Genomic DNA, 16,923 nt, shown 5'->3' on the forward strand with positions numbered 1-16,923 from the left:
ATAGTACCAAGATTGGTTAGTCTTATCAGATCCTGCACAATAAACCGCCCAACCTACGGGTTTTAGCAGTTATATTAAACTTAATAGGTAAAACAAGCCGGAAATTAAAAAGTACTTCCCGGCGTTTTAGTTAGAATGGAAAAATACAGTTATTAAATGTATGCAAGCAATCGTTTCTTGAGATACTCAATAAAATCATCAGCGTAAGGTTGAACATTCTCCCCTAATGATACATATATTTTTTCCATTTCATTTGCATCAAAAAAGAACTCTTCGCCAAAATCCGTATTCGATACAACAACTCTTCTTTTTTTTAAATTATCATTTGCTATAGTATTTTGATATACTATATCTCCACCTACCGCCTCATCAAAAGGCAGGCAGTAAATACTATATATTTCCTCACCACAGATATCTCCGCCACCATAATTGTTTAAAAACCACTTATAGCTAGCAGGAAAAGTCACTGATAATGCTTTTTCGGCAGCATCGATCCAGTCATTTCCTGGAGAATCTTCAGATGTTCCCATGTTGATTAAATCAGAATGTTTATCAAAAAGTTCTACCAATTCTTCTCTGTTCATAGGAAATCACTCGCTCTGTTTGTCCAATATTGTTTACGCCAAGTATCAAATACAGATCTATCTATACCAGATGGGATTGTGTTTGGATTTATGTGTATTATTCCATGGTTAGTTTTATGGAATGTTTGACTCATCTCCGCAATTGGGCCATCTTGAGTTTGTAACATATGATGTAAATTAACTGCATTTCCATCATATCCAACAGGTGCACGGCCTGTAGCCATTCGCTCTACGTTCGTTCCCCTGAAAACTTTTCCTTTTTCACGCCAAGTTGTCATCAATTCAGGATCAAATAAATCATCCCGCTGATAAACTTTATTTCCGTTAAATTCTATTGGTTCATTTTTCCAAAACTTCCTGTTTTGCCCAGAAGAATTACAAGCAGCAAGACCCAGCGGATCAATCCACCCCAACGGATTCGGCGCATACTGATAAAGGTTCCACCCGCCGTTCAACCCAATCGGATCCTGCACAATAAACCGCCCGACCTGCGGGTCGTAGTAGCGGAACAGGTTATAGTGCAGCCCCGTTTCACCGTCAGCATACTGCCCGGCATAGCGAAGCGGCTGGTGTGTCATCGCCGTGCGATTCACAAGCCGTGAGAACCCTTCGCTCTGGTGGCGCACCTCGCCAAAGCTGCCGTACTGGCCGCTCCAGCGCACCGCGCCGCGCTCGTCGGTCACCTCAAGCGGGGCGCCGTTCAGGTCGGTGTTGAACCAGTAAATCTCACCGCTCTTCTGGTCACGAAGGTGATCCACCCGCGCCAGCGGGCTCCAGGCTTCATTCGGGTCGTATACATAGGTGCTGCACAGCCCTCTCTCCTGCTGCTCCTGCAGCAGGCGGTAGCCCTGCCACAGGAAGCGGGTGTTGGTGGTGCCGTGCGTCGTGGTGACGATTTTGCGCGTGCGGCGGCCCAGCGCGTCGTAGCGATAGCGCGCCTCAAACCGCCCTTCCGGCCCGGTTCCCCGGGCGGATACCAGACGGTTCTCGGCGTCATACGCGTAATGCTGCTCATACAGCCCGTTGCGGCGGCTGACCAGGTTGCCCCAGTGGTCGTATTTCATAAACAGCGCCTGCCAGTGCTGCAGGCGGTTATCCGTGACCGGTGCCGGATCGTCACTGGCGGCGAGGTTATCCGCGGCGTCGTAGCTGAACTGCGCGCGGCTGTGCCCCTGGCGGGCCTCGTAGTGCTTCAGCAGACGCCCTTCGGCATCGTAGCCGTAGTCCACCTCTCCGCGCAGGGTGTCACTGACGCCGGAAAGCTCGCCGCGCGCGGTGTAGCGATAGAGGCGTTCCAGTATCGCCTGTTCCGGCAGGGTCACGTCCGTGCTCAGTTCGCTGCGCTGCAGGGTGCGTCTGCCGAGGCTGTCATACTGGCGGAGCTGCTCGCGCGCGCCCTGGGTGCGGCGCACCTCGCGGTGCAGGCGGTCGCGGGTGAACTCGGTCACCATCTGCTGCCCGAAGCGGATGGCGCTGACGTGGCCGGAGCCGTAGTGCAGCCAGGCCAGCTTTTGCTCGCCGGGCAGCGTCAGGCCGGTCAGGTTGCTCAGGGCATCCCATTCGTAGCCCACCGCGCCGTTAATGCCGGACTCGCTCAGCACGCGCCCGGCGGCATCGTGGCGGTAAGCGATCTCATCGCTTTCGATACCCAGGGCAACGCCTTCGGCGGTTGGCGTGCGGCGGATGCGGGTAATCTGGCCGCTCAGGTCGCGGAAGTAGCGGTACTCCGCGTGGCGCTGAGTGCGCCCGATCAGCAGCCCGCTGTCGTCATAGCTGAACTGCTGGACGCGACGGGCGATACCGCCGTCGGCGGCAGGCCGGCCGTTTTCTTCGAGCGCGCAGAGGAACCCTCGCGCGTCCCATTCCATATGGCGCACGGTCTCGTCCGGGCGCGTTTCGCTGAGCGGGCGCCCCACGGCGTCGTACGTGAAGCGGTATTCCGCCCCGTTGCCGTTATCGAGTCGCAGCAGGTTACCACGCGGGTCGTAGCGCCACTGGCGCACGCGGCCAATACGGTCGGTAAGGCTGGCCGGGAGGCCGAGCGCGTTGTAGGCCCAGCTCACCTCGCTTTCCAGCGGGTCGCGCCAGCCGGTGAGCTGACCGCGTTCGTTCCACACCAGCGACTCGCGGCTGCCGTCCGGGTGGATCACGGCGCTCAGCAGTCCGGCACGGCTCCACTCCCGGCGCGTGATATTCCCTTCTGCATCTTCGCTGGCAATCAGTTGCCCGAAGCGGTCGTAGGTGAAGCGGGTGACGCTGCCGGAGCAGTCGGTGCGCTGCGTCAGCAGCCCCTGGTGGTTCCAGACCAGATGCACCACGCCGCCAATGGCGTCGGTAATGCTCTCCGGCAGGTTTTCTTCATCATCGGGATAGTGATACGCGGTGGTGCTACCGGCCGGATCTGTTTCCGACAGCAGGCGACCGCGAAGGTCGTACATGGCCTGCGCTGAGGTGCCGTCCGGGTACACCGTCCGGGTGATGCGGTCGGTCAGGCGATGCCAGTGATACTCCGTGCGGCGGCCCGCCGGGTCCGTCTCGCTGGTCATGCGGCCGTATTTGTCCCACGTGCTGCGGCGCATTGCGCCACCGGGCAGGATGACGTCGCAGAGCTCGCCGTCGCGGTAAACAAACGTCGTCTGGCGACCGTCGTAATCTGTGAAGCGCGCGACGTTGTCGTCGTCATCCACCAGCCAGTGCGCCTGCGCGCCGTCTTCGCGGGTCGCGCGGCGGAGGCCGTTATCAAAATCGTATTCGAACGTCAGCTGTTCGCCGCCGCTGTGGCGGAAACCGACCACGCGAGGCAGGCCGTCAATCTCCCGCCAGCGGTATTCGCTCAGCAGGCCGTTGGCGTCCTCGTGGGCGCTCATCAGCCCGTCCTGCCAGCAGAAGCGTCGGCGCACGCTACCGCCCCGGCCGGTCACGGAGACCAGCTGGCGCTGTTCATCATAAGCGTAACTGACCAGGCAGATCTCGTCATCCAGCCAGGCGCCGACGAGCCTGTCACGGTCGTAGCGGCAGACCACGCGCTGGCCCGCACTGTCGGTCAGGGCATGCAGGGTATTATCCGCATTCCACTCGAAGAGGATATCGTTGCCGCACGGTTCAGAGATGCGCTGGAGCAGCGACGGCGCATCATCCTTAAGCGGCGCATAGTGCCAGCGCTCGCCGCTGACGTCATACACCGACCAGCTGTCGTCCTGGTGATGTTCAAGCCAGTTTTTTTCGCTTTCGCAGTAGGTGCGCAGCCCTTTCGGGACCTTCGGGAAGGCGACGTAATCGCCAGACGGCGCGCGCCATACCAGGCCGTCCTGATACGGCTCCAGGCGGCTTTCCCAGAACAGGCTCCAGCCGCGGCCCAGCACGCTGTCGCCGGGGTTGCCGCTGCGCCAGTAGCGCTGCCAGCGCACCGGAAGACGGGAAGGCAGGACGAAGTCCAGCTCATCATCCCCGCTGAGAAACTTCTGTCCGCTGACGATATCCACCGGGCGGGCGATGATCCCCGCTGCCGCCACGCCGGTCATCAGCGTGCCGGCGCGACAGGCGATACGGGCCAGCTTGTTGATGCCGGGGATTTTGCCCAGCAGCTTAGAGAGCGCTCCAACTTTGCCAGCGGCACCGCCCCACCCGCCGATAAGCCCGGCGAACAGCAGGGTCAGATCGGAGACTTTGTAGAGCCACTCGGGGACTTCAGACTGAATGGGCAGGGTTTGCTGCGGGTCGCCGCCGATAATGACGTTGTCCGAACCGGTCATCACCTTTGCGTCGCAGGTGGTGCGATCCCCGATGCGAGACGCAGGCTGGCTGTTAATGGAGACGCGCTTAGAGCCTTCGGCCATCTGCTGCGAGCCGTCGTCAGAGCACTTCACCGCGCTGTCCGTGGCTATGGCGGCAGGTTTGCCGTTGATAAACACATTGGGCGAGCCGGAGGTGATGACGCCTTTCTTCGTCATGCTGGATGCCCCGGCGTCCGCGATGCTGTCCCGGGCGGCGGTCGCCAGCTCCCCCGTGTAATATCCCACGGCCAGGCTGGCGCCGACGAGCAGGACGCCCACGCCAAGGCAGGATGCGCCAAGGCCCGCAATAAACATGGCCCCTGCCAGAATGCCCCCGGCGGCGGCAATCAGGCCACCGACAATCGTTCCGGCAATCATCCCGGCCAGCGCACCGGAGTGGCCGATATCATCACCAACGCGTGCTGCTTCAAACATAACAACGGTCCCTGAAGTTAATGGTGGAAGCGGAAGCTCCTGAGAAGTTCGCCAAACAGCGCGCCGTCGGCATCGCCCAGCGCGCGGGTGCAGGTCATGGTGAATACCAGAATTTTATTGCCATCGACGTTAAACACGGCCTGCTGCTGCCAGATGCGTTTCCCGTCGCGCAGGTAGCTGGCATGGACAGTTTCACCCTGTAAAAGGCTGTCGCCCAGCGTAGCGGCACTGCGCTCACCCTGCTTCCAGCCCTTGATGTGTTTTTCCATCAGGGCGAGCTGGCGATCGATATACGCGGCAAGCGCTTCGCCGGGATTGAGGGCGTCGCGAGAGATGTTGAACGCTGGCGCGTCCGCAGCGGGCGGCGCGAAAACGTTGACGGTACGATCCTGATATCCCTCAGGAAAGTTGATCAGTCCTTCATTGAACAGGCACTGCGAAGAGGATTCTGACATTGAGCGGGTCCCACCACATATTTTCAGAAGCGGTAAGTTTCGCATATGTGTTTAAGGCTGACTATCCCCAGATTAATGCCGCACCGTCACGCTTGCCGACAGCCCCGCCACCAGTTCAACCCCCTTAGGTAACGTGTCGATATGAATGCGCACCGGCACGCGCTGCGCCAGCCGCACCCAGCTGAAGGTGGGCTCGACGTCGGGCAGACCCAGCCCGCCCGTCTCATCGTTGCTGTCCCCGATCCCGTGCCCGATGCTCTCCACATGCCCGGCAATCTCAGGCCCGAAGCCCATCAGCGAGACCCGCGCGCGATCCCCAACGCGAATATGGCGCAGCTTGGTCTCCTCAAAGTACCCCACCACCCAGAAGCTTTGGGCATCAACGATGGCGACCTTTGTCTCCCCCGCCGTCGCATAGTCTCCGGGGCGAAGCCGCAGATGCGTGACGTACCCCGAGACCGGCGAGCGAACGGTGGCGTGCGCCAGATTAAGCTCGGCCAGCGCCAGCGCGGCCAGTGCACCGTGATAATTGGCCGCCGCGACGTTCGCCGCGCTGCCGGTTTGCTGCAGATCTTCGCTGGAGATGGCGTTTTTAATCAGCGTGCGTCGGTGGGCCGCATCCTGGCGCATCAGCATCTCATGGCGTTTCGACTCCACGTCAGCCTGCGCGCTGGCCACCGCCAGCCTGAGCCAGTGCGGATCGATCGCGTAGAGCACATCTCCCCGGTTCACCCACTGATTATCCCGAACGGCCACGTCGATCACCGGCCCGGAGACGTCCGGCGCGATTTGCACCACGTCCGCCCGCACCCTGCCGTCGCGGGTCCAGGGAGTCTGGGCATAGTGTTTCCACATCATAAACGCCAGAAGCATTGCCGCCGCGACGGCGCTCAGCGTGAGGGCATAACGGCCTAACAGAGAAAGTAGCGATTTCATATCAATAACCCCAGCGCGGTGGTGCCCTGCATCAGCAGGAAAAAGGTAACAATCCAGATCGAAACGTCCATCAGCGGGCGAAACGGTAAACGGCGGTAAAGCCTGCTGAGTGAGAAAAGCGGTATCAAGCACAGCGTGCAGACCAGCGCCACAAGCGCGGTCACGAGCAGCCCGGGGATAAATACGCCCCCGTTATTGAGATCATTTACCATCGTCTGGCTCCCGCAAGGCGCAGTGCAGATCCACCAGTCTGCCGACAAGCGGATCTGTCGCAGGTAGACGGTGGTCAATGAGGCTGGCGATGCGCTCGCGCAAGGCGTCGACGTCCGTCGAGTGAATCAGCTGATTCAGCACCGCCTCGATGTCCGGCGGCGTATCAGCGCGGCGCAGGTGCCTCACGCAGAGGCCAATACGCAGCGCGTGCAACAGCCGGTTGAGCGCCAGCGCTGATGACGCCCCGCCGCGCTGCAGGCGCGGTAAGAGCAGGGCAACCCTGTCGATCATCAGATTGGTCCAGTGCGTTTCATCGCCCTGCACTTTCCCCTTCACGCTGCGGCGAATGTCGCGCTGGCACAGGTTCAGCAGACGATGGATGGCTCCGTCCGCCTGCACGGTTTGCAAAAGACGCATGCCGATGACGGCGAAAACCGTGGCGGCAAATAAGGCGATAGCGGTGTTGACGGCTGTGGCGAAGTCTCCGCTGTAGCGAGCGCCCAGTTCGCACAGCACGGGCAGCGTCAGGGTGATCCCCATCGCCATAAAGGTGGTCTGCGGGCGCGCCTGAAGCGACCCGGCCAGCAGATACGCCGGCGCAAGCACCGCAACGAGCACGGGAAAATCGCTCACCATCGGGAGCAGCGCAAAGCTGTACACCAGGCTTATCACTACGCCCCAGAACGAGCCAATAATGTATTTCACGACGTGCGGGGCCGGGGTGTCGAAGCTGCCGAACAGCGTGCAGCAGACGCCAAGAATGGAAACCGCCGTACCGCCGTCGGGCCATGCCGAGTAAATCCAAATCACACAGCCGCTCAGGATGATGACGAACGCGCCCAGCGCCGTGCGCGCTGCGCTCAGGGGATCGCGGTGGAAAACGTAACCTTTGACGATGCGGCCTGCCCTCAGGCCGGATGCGAACGTGGTTGGGTGGATAGCGTCTGAAAGTCTCTCGCACTGCTGCAGGAGGGTAATAGCCTCCGTGAGATAGCGGATAAAGCTGGCTCGCTGCGCCTCTTCAAGCGTCTGCGCACGCGCAGCGAATCGCTCAGCGAGGTGTTCCCCGCGCTGGCGTAACGCGTAAGCCGTGCTGCTCCGGTGCGCGCCCTCGCCGCACAGCCAGCCCCGGACATCGTCCCGCAGCGCCTGCAGTTCTGCGGGCAGGGTCGCCGTCATCGGCAAGCGATCGCGTAACTCACAGTTGACGATGACGAGCCGCGCCAGCCGGTCGTGGATCGCCTTTCTGGCGTGCCGAACCGGAACGGAAAGGGCAAAATCATACGGAATATGGTGGCTGATGCCCTGCAGGAACTGCAGCGCCAGCGCCAGATGCAGAGGTTCGGAAATCGCCGCTGGCTTGCCCGCCAGGGTGTCGGCCATCCGCGCCCGCGCAGCGTGCAGCGTTTGCGATAGCTTGTCGTTGAAGATGCCTGAAATCCGCGCCGGTAACACGTAGCGGTGAATCAGCGCCGCGCAGAAAATCCCAATCGCGATCTCCTGCACGCGGACAATGGCGACGTTGAAGATGCCGCCGGGATCGGACACCGCCGGAAAGCCAATCAGGCTCGCGGTATAGCCCGCCAGCACGAAGGCATAGGCCCGGGGCGTGCGTTCAAGCAGGGAGAGCCACAGGCAGACCGCGATCCAGCCCGTCAGCACCGCGCTGCACAGGATTGGCGTATTCGCGAAGTTGGGCACAATCAGAACGGTCGCGCTGGCCCCCACAACCGTACCGGCCAGACGATAGAAGCTTCGGCTCAGCGATGCCCCCACCGACGTCTGAGACACGATATAAACCGTAATAATCGCCCATGAGGGACGTTCGAGGCCGATCGACAGCGCGATGTAATACGCGAGCATCGCCGCGGCAAAACTCTTTGCGGCGTAGATCAGCGCCCCCGCGTCGTTTCGCAGCGCGGGATGAGAGAAAATGTTTTTCATGCCGGGATTATTACCGGCTTGCAGACCCGCTTAAATACTCTATTCTGTCAAAAAATACCTAAAAGCTGCCAGAATCGTGAAGCCCCAACTTGCTCATACGCTGTACGACCCTGACTCTAGCGCCTCTCCTGCCGTGGCGCGTCATCTGGACTTCGTGGATTACGCCGCGGAAGTGCCGGTACATACCCACCGCAAGGGGCAGCTGATTATTGCCCGCTATGGCGCGGTCAGCTGTTATGCAGAGAATGATATCTGGATCGTGCCGCCGGACTGCGCCGTCTGGATCCCGGGTGGGATCCCGCACAGCGCGAAAGCAACCTGGAACGCACACCTGAACTACCTGTTTATTGAGCCCGGTGCGGCGGCGCTGCCGGAGAAGTGTTGCACGTTAGCGATCTCGCCATTGATTAAGGAGCTGGTCGATCGTTTGACGCATGAAGGGGTTGATTATCCCCCCGACAGCCACGTCGCCAGGCTGACCCGGGTCACGCTGGATGAGCTCGCCAGCATGCCGCAGCAGAAGCTGAGCCTGCCGGTCTCATCCGACCCGAAAATTCGCGCCATGGCCGACGCGCTGGTCAGCCGCCCGGAGGACAGAAGCACCCTGAAGGAGTGGGCGAAACGGCTGGCCCTCAGCGAACGCTCGTTTGCCCGCCTGATGCAGCGCGAGACCGGGCTGAGCTTTGGGCGCTGGCGTCAGCAGCTACATTTGATCATCGCCCTGCAGGAGCTGGCAAGCGGCGTTCCGGTTCAGAACGTGGCGACAACGCTCGGATACGAATCCGTGAACGCCTTTATCACCATGTTCCGAAAAGCGATGGGCAGCACGCCCGCGCACTATTTTGCCGAACGGAAAAGCAGCGGTCGTTAACCTGGCGGGTACGATCTGAGCCAGGATTCCTCCGCGCTTATTGTGGCCATTTAAACACCAGGAAAAGTATTTCTGCTCTCCCGCTTAAACCGTTTTCAGACCTGTCCCTACTGGCTGGCGGGTATTCTGACGAGCTATCAGGAACTATTGCTCAATACATAAATCGTCAAATCGATGTAACCCTAATAACAGATCAACTATTTATTACACTTACAATCATTATTCACTTAATTAAATTTTAAGTTAAACAACGATATTAATCATTAACCCTTTATCCAGTTCCAAACCGTAAGATCCCATCATTTCTTAATTTTCATCAACGAAACCGCAGATCGTCTTATATCCATACCGTACAAAAATTGACTGGTCATCTTGTAAGCGCTAGCGTTGCCATAGTTACATAACCCACTAAACCAAAAGGATTTTTCAGAATTTCCTTAAATGGAGTTTATACAAATGGCTATTCCCGCTTATTTATGGCTTAAAGATGACGGCGGTGCCGATATCAAAGGCTCTGTCGATATATATGGTCGTGAAGGAAGTATCGAGATAATCGGACTGAATCACGGCGTCGCGCAACCAACCGATAAGCATAACGGCAAGATGTATAAAGACGGTAAATTAATTGAGACCGGATATTCCGGTGCTCTTACAAATAAAAACAACCCGGACCGTCAGCATCTGAAGGGACTGAGGCCACTGCCTCGCGGTACGTATAAAATTGCGGGTCATTCGAATTCTAAAGGGCCGATAACCATTATTCTTGAGCAAACCTCGGGAGAAAGTTTTGGACGCTCAGAATTTCGCATTCATGGTGACCACAAGTATGGTCCCGCCGGTTTTGCATCCGAGGGATGCATCATTCTCTCACCGTCAACAAGGCGTAAGATTCTTCGCGACGGCGGCAAGCTTGAGGTTGTACGATGAAATACCCGATCGTACTGCTGCTATCTGCTTTTATGGCCCCGGCAATAGCTGGCGTTACTGACTGGTCTTCAGCACTTAAGGGAATCGCCTCAGGTGATGAACACTGGATTGAGCAAGCCCCAGCGCTGGCTGCCGTGGCTAATGGAAACCAGGCGCAGCGGCTAGAGGATGCCCTGGCCGCAGCGCTCACAACAAACACGAACGCCACGCTGAAAGCGCTCCGCACCATTGACGCCGGAAAATGGCCGCACATGGTAGGCAGTGATATCGTCTGCACCCCGCCTTTAGAAAAATCACCCGCAGAAATCGACGCGTTCTATCAACTCACACGCCAGGCGCTACTGGAAAGCATAGACGGTGCTCATTGCCTCTGGATCCTGGAGGCAACAATGGAAGAGCTAAAAGCAGAGAAAGCCCGTCGGGCTAAGTAAGAGGATAACCCGGCGCACAACGGCCGGGTCTTTCACTTGTTCCAGACCGTATCTCACCCCGGCCCTTCGCTCCCCGCCGCCAGCAGCGGTACCACCACGTCGCTGATGGGTACCGCAATACCGTGTTTGCGGCCGTAGCGCTGGATCACGCCATTGCGGATATCCCACTCCATCGGGCGATCGGCCTGACGGTCGGCAAGGATGGATGTGCCTAAATCGGCAGGCGCACGCTGGAAGTTCGCCAGAATGTCCTGGGCTACGTCATCGTTCAGCGCCGCGCCCTCGGCGCGGGCCACGGCAAGCCCCTCGTGCAGATACGCCAGCGCCAGCGCGCTGATATCCTCCCGGGAGAACATCCCGGCGCGGCGATTTGCCAGCACCATCAGGCCGGCAACCGCGTTTTGCAGCAGCTTGCGCCAGGCCACAGTAGAGAAATCTCCCGACAGCTCAACCGCACAGCGCGTGCCGCGCAGCGCATCCACCACTCGCTGCGCCTGCGGAACATCCGGCAGCGTCAGGCGCGGTTTAGCGCGCAGCCAGACGGACGCATCCGGCTCGCGCTGTGCCGGAAACCAGACCACCGAAGGCAACACCGTTGCGCCATTCACCCAAGGTTCAAGCTGGGCTTTTTGCTCGACGCCATTTTGCAGCGCGCAGACCACCGTATGCTCATCGCACAGCGCGCGCAGCCACCCGGCGCTGTCGGCATTCTGCGTGGTTTTCACCGCAATAAACACCAGATCGAACGCAGAGTTAATGGCCGCGGGATCGGTTAATACCGGACCGGGCACCACAATCTCGCCCTCATCGTGACGCAAACGTAATTCCGGGTGTGCGGTGCGTCCGCACAGCAGCGGCGTGCGGCCTGCTTCATGCAGCACCGCCGCAACGGTTGTACCGATTGCGCCAGGTCCTATCAGCGCAAGGGTTGGATAGTCAGACATGGTTAACTCCGCGTTTTGCTAAGCCTGCTAACAGTTATACCACCACGAGAAAAGAGCGCCACACCCCGTTGTCTATACTCACTGAATCAACGACAACGGAGTGCGCTATGCCTTTACCCGACTTCCATTCCTCTGAGCCCTTCACCCTTGGCATTGAGCTTGAGCTGCAGGTGGTCAACCCGCCGGGCTACGATCTGAGCCAGGACTCCTCCTCCCTCATCGCCGCCGTTAAAGATGACGTCAAAGGCGGGGAAGTGAAGCACGACATCACCGAGAGCATGCTGGAAATCGCCACCGGCGTGTGTCAGACCATCGACCAGGCGGCAGCGCAGTTCTCGGTGATGCAGCAGAGTATTCTGCGCGCGGCGGCGGAGCAGCATATTCAGATCTGCGGCGGCGGTACGCATCCGTTCCAGAAGTGGCAGCGTCAGGAAGTGTGTGACGACGAGCGCTATAACGTGACGCTGGAACGCTTTGGCTATCTGATTTTGCAGGCGACGGTGTTCGGCCAGCATGTGCATGTCGGCTGTCGAAACGGGGATGATGCCATCTACCTGCTCCACGGGCTGTCACGCTTTGTGCCGCACTTTATTGCCCTGGCAGCGGCATCGCCGTATATGCAGGGCACGGACACAAAGTTTGCCTCATCGCGGCTCAATATTTTCTCCGGGTTCCCGGACAACGGCCAAATGCCGTGGGTGAATAGCTGGCAGGAATTTGAGGGGCTGTTTCGCCGCCTGAGCTCGACCAGCATGATCGAGAGCATTAAAGATTTGCACTGGGACATTCGCCCCAGCCCGCATTTTGGCACCGTAGAGGTGCGGGTGATGGATACGCCGCTGACGCTCGCCCACGCCATTAATATCGCCGGGCTGATCCAGGCGACATCGCACTGGCTGCTGACGACAAGACCCTATAAGCATCAGGAACAGGATTTCTTGTTGTATCGCTTTAACCGTTTTCAGGCCTGTCGCTACGGGTTAGAGGGCATTCTGACGGACGTGCATACCGGGGAACACAAAACCGTGGCGGAAGACATTGCGTGGCTGCTGGAGCAGGTTGCGCCGTCGGCCGATAAGCTCGGCGCCGCGAGCGCGGTCCATGAAATTGGCCTGATGTTGAAACAGGGGAAGAGCGAGGCGCAGCGCATGCGAGACGTTATCGCAGACGGTGGCTCGCTCATCTCCTTAGTGCAAAGGCATTGTGAGCTGTGGGCAACTAGTCCGTAAGACGATGCCCCCACTCGCGCAGGCGCTGGAACAGGACGAATAGCGCCGGGATAAATAGAATGCCGACCACGGTGGCTACCAGCATACCGCTGAACACCGTGGTCCCGATGATGCGACGGCTCTGGGCACCGGCACCGGTTGCCAGCATCATTGGCAACACGCCGATAATGAACGACACGGCGGTCATCATTACCGCACGGAAGCGACGCGATGCCCCTTCGCGAGCGGCATCCACGATCGACATGCCGTCTATACGACGCGCGCGGGCAAACTCAACGATCAGGATGGCGTTCTTGGCCGCCAGCGCGATCAGCAAGACCAGACCAATCTGCACGTACACGTCGTTGGCGTACCCCGCTATCCATAGCCACACCAGCGCCCCGCCGATGGCGAACAGCACAGAGAGCATCACGCTCGCTGGCAGCGTCCAGCTTTCGTACTGGGCAACGAGGAACAGCCACGCCATGACCACCGCCGCCAGCACGATCCAGATGGCCTGATTCCCCGTCTGCTGCTCCTGGTACGACATACCGCTCCAGGCGTAGTCGTATCCCGCAGGCAGGTTCTCCGCCAGAATCTGGCCCATTACCGCCATCGCCGTACTGCTGCTCACCCCTTCCGCCGCGGATCCGCTTACCGACACGGACGGGAACTGGTTGTACTGCTGCAGGAACGGTGCACCAACGGTCGGCGTGATGGAGACAAGGTTGCTCAGGCGCACCCGCTCGCCGTTATTGCTGCGCACGAACAGCTCGCCAATCTGCTCGGCACGCTCGCGCCACTGCATCTCGTTTTGCATCACCACGTGGTAGACGCGGTTGTTGATACTGAAATCCCCGGCGCGCGTGCCGCCAAAGGCGGTTTGCAGGCTGCTGAAGATCCGCGAGACCGGCACGTCGAGACGGGCGGCGCGCTCGCGGTCAACGGTCAGCGTCAGTTGGGGCACATTGCTGCTCCAGGTGGTGAACACGCGGCTCAGCTGCGGATGCTGGTTGGCCTTCGCCAGCACCTCGCGCGTGACGCGCTCTAGCTCTGCCGGGCTTTGCCCCGCCTGAGCCTGAATACGCAGGTCGAAACCGGAGGCATTCCCCAGCCCCGGCAGCGTGGGCGGTGCAAAGGTCATGATGGTCGCTTCGGGCAGCGCCAGCAGCTGGCGCTGCAGCGTGCCCATGATCTCATCCAGCGGCGGCCGCTCGCTCCAGTCCTTCAGCATGATGGAGATAAACCCACCATTCGATGCGCTGGTGCCGTTGAGAATGTTAAACCCGGACACCTGGATCACATCCTCTACCGCCGGATTTTTGGCAATCAACGCCCGCGCGGTGGCCATCACCGCTTCGGTACGCTCCAGCGACGCCGCTTCCGGCAGCTGGACGCTGGCGAAGAAGTAGCCCTGATCTTCCTGCGGCAGGAAGCCTTTCGGCATCGACATAAAGCTGAACACGACGACGGCGGCCGCACCGGCGGTGGCCAGCAGCGCCAGCCAAGGACGCAGGTTTAACGCACTCACGATGCGGCCATAGATATTTCGCGTGGCATCCAGGCCCCGGTTAAAGGCGCGGCAAACTGCTGCAGGGCGCGCCGGACGTGGACGCAGCAGCATCGCACAGAGCGCTGGGGTTAGCGTCAGCGCCACCAGGCTTGAGAGCGTGACCGCGGTGGAAAGCGTGACCGCAAACTGGCGATACAGCTCGCCGACGATGCCCGGCAGAAGCGCCACCGGCACAAACACCGCCAGCAGCACCAGGGTGGTGGCAATCACCGGGCCGGCAATCTGGCGCAGCGCCAGCGCGGTAGCCGCCGTACGGCTCTGCCCTTCTGCCATCAGCGTTTCAACGCTTTCCACCACCACGATAGCGTCATCCACCACCATCGTCAGCGCCAGGATGATGGCGAACAGGCTGAGCGTGTTGGCGGAGTAACCCAGCGTATACAGCACCGCAAAGGTGCCCACGAGCGACACCGGAATGGCGAGCGCCACAATCAGCGTGGCGCGCCAGCTTTGCAGGAACAGGGAAACGACCACAACCACCGCCAGCATGGTCAGCGCCAGCGAGACGCCGATCTCCTTGATGGTGGCGGCAACAAAGGAGGTGGTATCGAACTTCACCTCGTAGACCAGATCGTCCGGGAAGCGCGTCGAGAGTCGTTCCAGCTCCGCGCGCACCGCATCGGCCACGCGCAGGGCGTTGGCAGACGGCGTAGGGTAGATGCCGAGATAGGCGGAGCTGTGCCCGTTCAGCTGCGCGCCGGAGCTGTAGCTGCGCGAGCCCAGTTCGATAGTCGCCACGTCCTTCAGGCGCACCAGCTGCCCCATCTCGCCAGCACGGATAATGATGTCGGCAAAGTCCTCGGCCCGGTTCAGGCGCCCCAGCCCGTTGATGGTTAGGGTCTGCTGCTGGCCGTTAAATACCGGCGGCGTTCCCACCTGGCCCGCCGCCCCCTGTACGTTCTGCTCGCGCAGCGCCTGCGCGACATCGTCGGTAGTCACATTCAGGGCGTTCATGCGATCCGGTCGCAGCCAGATGCGCATGCTGTAGTCGCGTGCGCCAAATATCTGCACCTGCCCGACGCCGGGCAGGCGGGACAACGACTCAAGCACCTGCGTGCTGGCGTAATTGCTCACAAACAGCGGCGTGTGGGTGCTGTTCGGTGAGTAAAGACTTACCCCCATCATCAGGTTGGTGGCGCGCTTACGAACCTGCACGCCGTTTTGCTGTGCCTCGGCGGGAAGTTGCGCCACGGCCTGCGCGACGCGGTTTTGTACGTCGATGGCGGCCAGATCGGGATCCGTGCCTGCGGCAAAGGTAATGTTCAGGCTGTAGGTACCTTCGTCCGAGCTGGTGGACTCCATATACAGCATGTGATCCACGCCGTTAAGCTGCGTCTCCAGCGGCGTAGCAATAGCCTCCGCCACGTCAGCCGAGCTGGCGCCCGGCCATGACGCGCTGACGTTGACCACCGGTGGGGTAATCTGCGGGTACTGCTCCACCGGGATAATCTTCAGCGCGATGGCCCCGAGCAGGGTGATGACCAGCGCAATCACCATCGCAAAGCGCGGGCGTTTGATGAAAAACGTCAGCATGATGGCTCCTTAATTCAGTATCTGAACGGCAGCGCCCGGCTGCACGCGCTGCGCGCCGTCTGCGATCGCTCGCTCACCGGGCTTCACGCCGGATGAAATCTGGAACTGCTGACCAATCTGACCGGCCACCTTCAGCGGACGTTTTTCCGCTTTTCCGTCGGCGTTAATAACCCAGGCAAAGAACCCGTCACCGTCCTGTTGTACCGCAGCGGCAGGCAGCGTCAGCACCGGCTGTTCGCTGGCGGGCCGGAGATAAATATTCACGTTGCCGCCGGGCAACAGCTGATGGCGCGGGTTGGCAAACTCGGCGCGCAGCATCACGCTGGCGGTGCGTGGGTCGATGCGGTTGTCCACCGACGTGAGTTCACCGCTGACGCGCTGGCCGTTACTGTCGATTAATGCCTGCCAGGCCTGCTTCATGGCATTGATGTCCGGGTGCTGTCCTGCTTTGGTGGCAAAGGTCCCCTCTTCCAGCGCAAAGGCGATGCGGATCGGGTCAAGCTGCACCACGTCCACCAGCACGCCGCTGGACGGATTCACCAGGCTCCCCACGTGGAAGTTGCTGTGCCCCACGCGGCCGTCAATCGGGGAGGTTATGCGGGTGTAAGCCAGCGTGACGTTACGGGTTTCAAGCCGGGCTTTGGCTTGCTCAAGCGCGGCGCGGGCAACATCGCGCTGCATGCGGGCGTTATCCACGTCGTGACGGCTGATGGCGTTGCTATTGCCCAGGCTTTCAAAGCGGGACAACTGCTGCTGGGCCTGACGCAGCGTGGCTTCGGCACTGTTTACCTCGGCCTGCGCCAGACGCACGGCAGCGCGCGGCTCGGCATCGTCCAGCTCGAACAGCACGTCACCTTTTTTTACATACTGCCCGTCGCGAAAAGGGGCTTTGGTTATAACGCCTTCCGTGCGGGCGCGCAGTTCAACGGTATGAATGGCTTCGATACGTCCGGGGATTTGGCGCTCGGCGGCATGGGCGGTTTGTTCTACGCTGACGACGCGAACGGGAATGGCGGCGGCAAATGCAGGTTGCAGGGTGCAGGCGAGAAAGGCGAACAGGAGCGGGAATTTCATTCAGGTATACCTCAGTGTTTTC

General features: G+C 59.9%; 13 protein-coding genes. 4 read left to right on the forward strand and 9 right to left on the reverse strand.

Annotation, left to right across the window (positions count from 1 at the left end; all coding sequences use genetic code 11):
• Positions 1-152: 152 nt before the first annotated feature.
• The 6 genes from V5P19_RS10695 to V5P19_RS10720 all read right to left on the reverse strand — a co-directional run bounded on the left by V5P19_RS10695 (position 153) and on the right by V5P19_RS10720 (position 8,340).
• A complete protein-coding gene (locus V5P19_RS10695) occupies positions 153-584 on the reverse strand; it encodes an SMI1/KNR4 family protein (protein WP_334402999.1) in 432 nt (143 codons plus the stop codon).
• The gene (locus V5P19_RS10700; RefSeq protein ID WP_334403001.1) at positions 581-4,792 is read right to left on the reverse strand and encodes an RHS repeat-associated core domain-containing protein; all 4,212 of its coding nucleotides are present in this window, start codon (positions 4,790-4,792) and stop codon (positions 581-583) included. The genes V5P19_RS10695 and V5P19_RS10700 overlap by 4 nt, the downstream gene beginning before the upstream one ends.
• 17 nt (positions 4,793-4,809) lie before the next feature.
• A complete protein-coding gene (locus V5P19_RS10705; protein ID WP_134348528.1) occupies positions 4,810-5,247 on the reverse strand; it encodes a DcrB-related protein in 438 nt (145 codons plus the stop codon).
• A gap of 72 nt (positions 5,248-5,319) precedes the next feature.
• Entirely contained in the window at positions 5,320-6,183 is an 864-nt protein-coding gene (locus V5P19_RS10710; RefSeq protein ID WP_334403005.1) for an HlyD family secretion protein, read from the reverse strand.
• Positions 6,180-6,395 (reverse strand): DUF1656 domain-containing protein, encoded by a 216-nt coding sequence (locus V5P19_RS10715; RefSeq protein WP_334403007.1) that lies wholly within the window; start codon positions 6,393-6,395, stop codon positions 6,180-6,182. Before V5P19_RS10715 ends, V5P19_RS10710 begins: the two co-directional genes overlap by 4 nt.
• Entirely contained in the window at positions 6,385-8,340 is a 1,956-nt protein-coding gene (locus V5P19_RS10720; protein WP_334403009.1) for an FUSC family protein, read from the reverse strand. Before V5P19_RS10720 ends, V5P19_RS10715 begins: the two co-directional genes overlap by 11 nt.
• 76 nt (positions 8,341-8,416) lie before the next feature.
• On the opposite strand from V5P19_RS10720, the gene V5P19_RS10725 reads away from it, so the two are divergent.
• The 3 genes from V5P19_RS10725 to V5P19_RS10735 all read left to right on the forward strand — a co-directional run bounded on the left by V5P19_RS10725 (position 8,417) and on the right by V5P19_RS10735 (position 10,569).
• A complete protein-coding gene (locus V5P19_RS10725; protein ID WP_334403011.1) occupies positions 8,417-9,211 on the forward strand; it encodes a helix-turn-helix transcriptional regulator in 795 nt (264 codons plus the stop codon).
• A 456-nt stretch (positions 9,212-9,667) separates the two neighbouring features.
• Positions 9,668-10,138: a tlde1 domain-containing protein gene (locus V5P19_RS10730; protein WP_334403012.1), complete on the forward strand. Its 471-nt coding sequence runs from the start codon at positions 9,668-9,670 to the stop codon at positions 10,136-10,138.
• Positions 10,135-10,569, forward strand: a complete 435-nt coding sequence (locus V5P19_RS10735; protein ID WP_334403014.1) for a hypothetical protein — start codon at positions 10,135-10,137, stop codon at positions 10,567-10,569. Before V5P19_RS10730 ends, V5P19_RS10735 begins: the two co-directional genes overlap by 4 nt.
• A gap of 53 nt (positions 10,570-10,622) precedes the next feature.
• On the opposite strand, the gene V5P19_RS10740 is transcribed toward V5P19_RS10735, so the two are convergent.
• On the reverse strand, positions 10,623-11,513 hold the full coding sequence (locus tag V5P19_RS10740) for an oxidoreductase (protein ID WP_334403016.1): 891 nt from the start codon (positions 11,511-11,513) through the stop codon (positions 10,623-10,625).
• 107 nt (positions 11,514-11,620) lie between these two features.
• Between V5P19_RS10740 and V5P19_RS10745 the strand changes: the two genes are divergently transcribed.
• Complete coding sequence (locus tag V5P19_RS10745; RefSeq protein ID WP_334403019.1) at positions 11,621-12,742, forward strand: YbdK family carboxylate-amine ligase; 1,122 nt, start codon at positions 11,621-11,623, stop codon at positions 12,740-12,742.
• Here V5P19_RS10745 and V5P19_RS10750 read toward each other — a convergent pair.
• On the reverse strand, positions 12,732-15,827 hold the full coding sequence (locus V5P19_RS10750; RefSeq protein ID WP_334403022.1) for an efflux RND transporter permease subunit: 3,096 nt from the start codon (positions 15,825-15,827) through the stop codon (positions 12,732-12,734). The two genes, V5P19_RS10745 and V5P19_RS10750, sit on opposite strands and share 11 nt — an antisense overlap.
• Positions 15,828-15,836: 9 nt before the next feature.
• Entirely contained in the window at positions 15,837-16,901 is a 1,065-nt protein-coding gene (locus V5P19_RS10755) for an efflux RND transporter periplasmic adaptor subunit (RefSeq protein WP_334403024.1), read from the reverse strand.
• Between the last annotated feature and the right edge of the window lie 22 nt (positions 16,902-16,923).

This window comes from Enterobacter sp. UNJFSC 003 (assembly GCF_036903355.1).
Lineage (GTDB): Bacteria > Pseudomonadota > Gammaproteobacteria > Enterobacterales > Enterobacteriaceae > Enterobacter.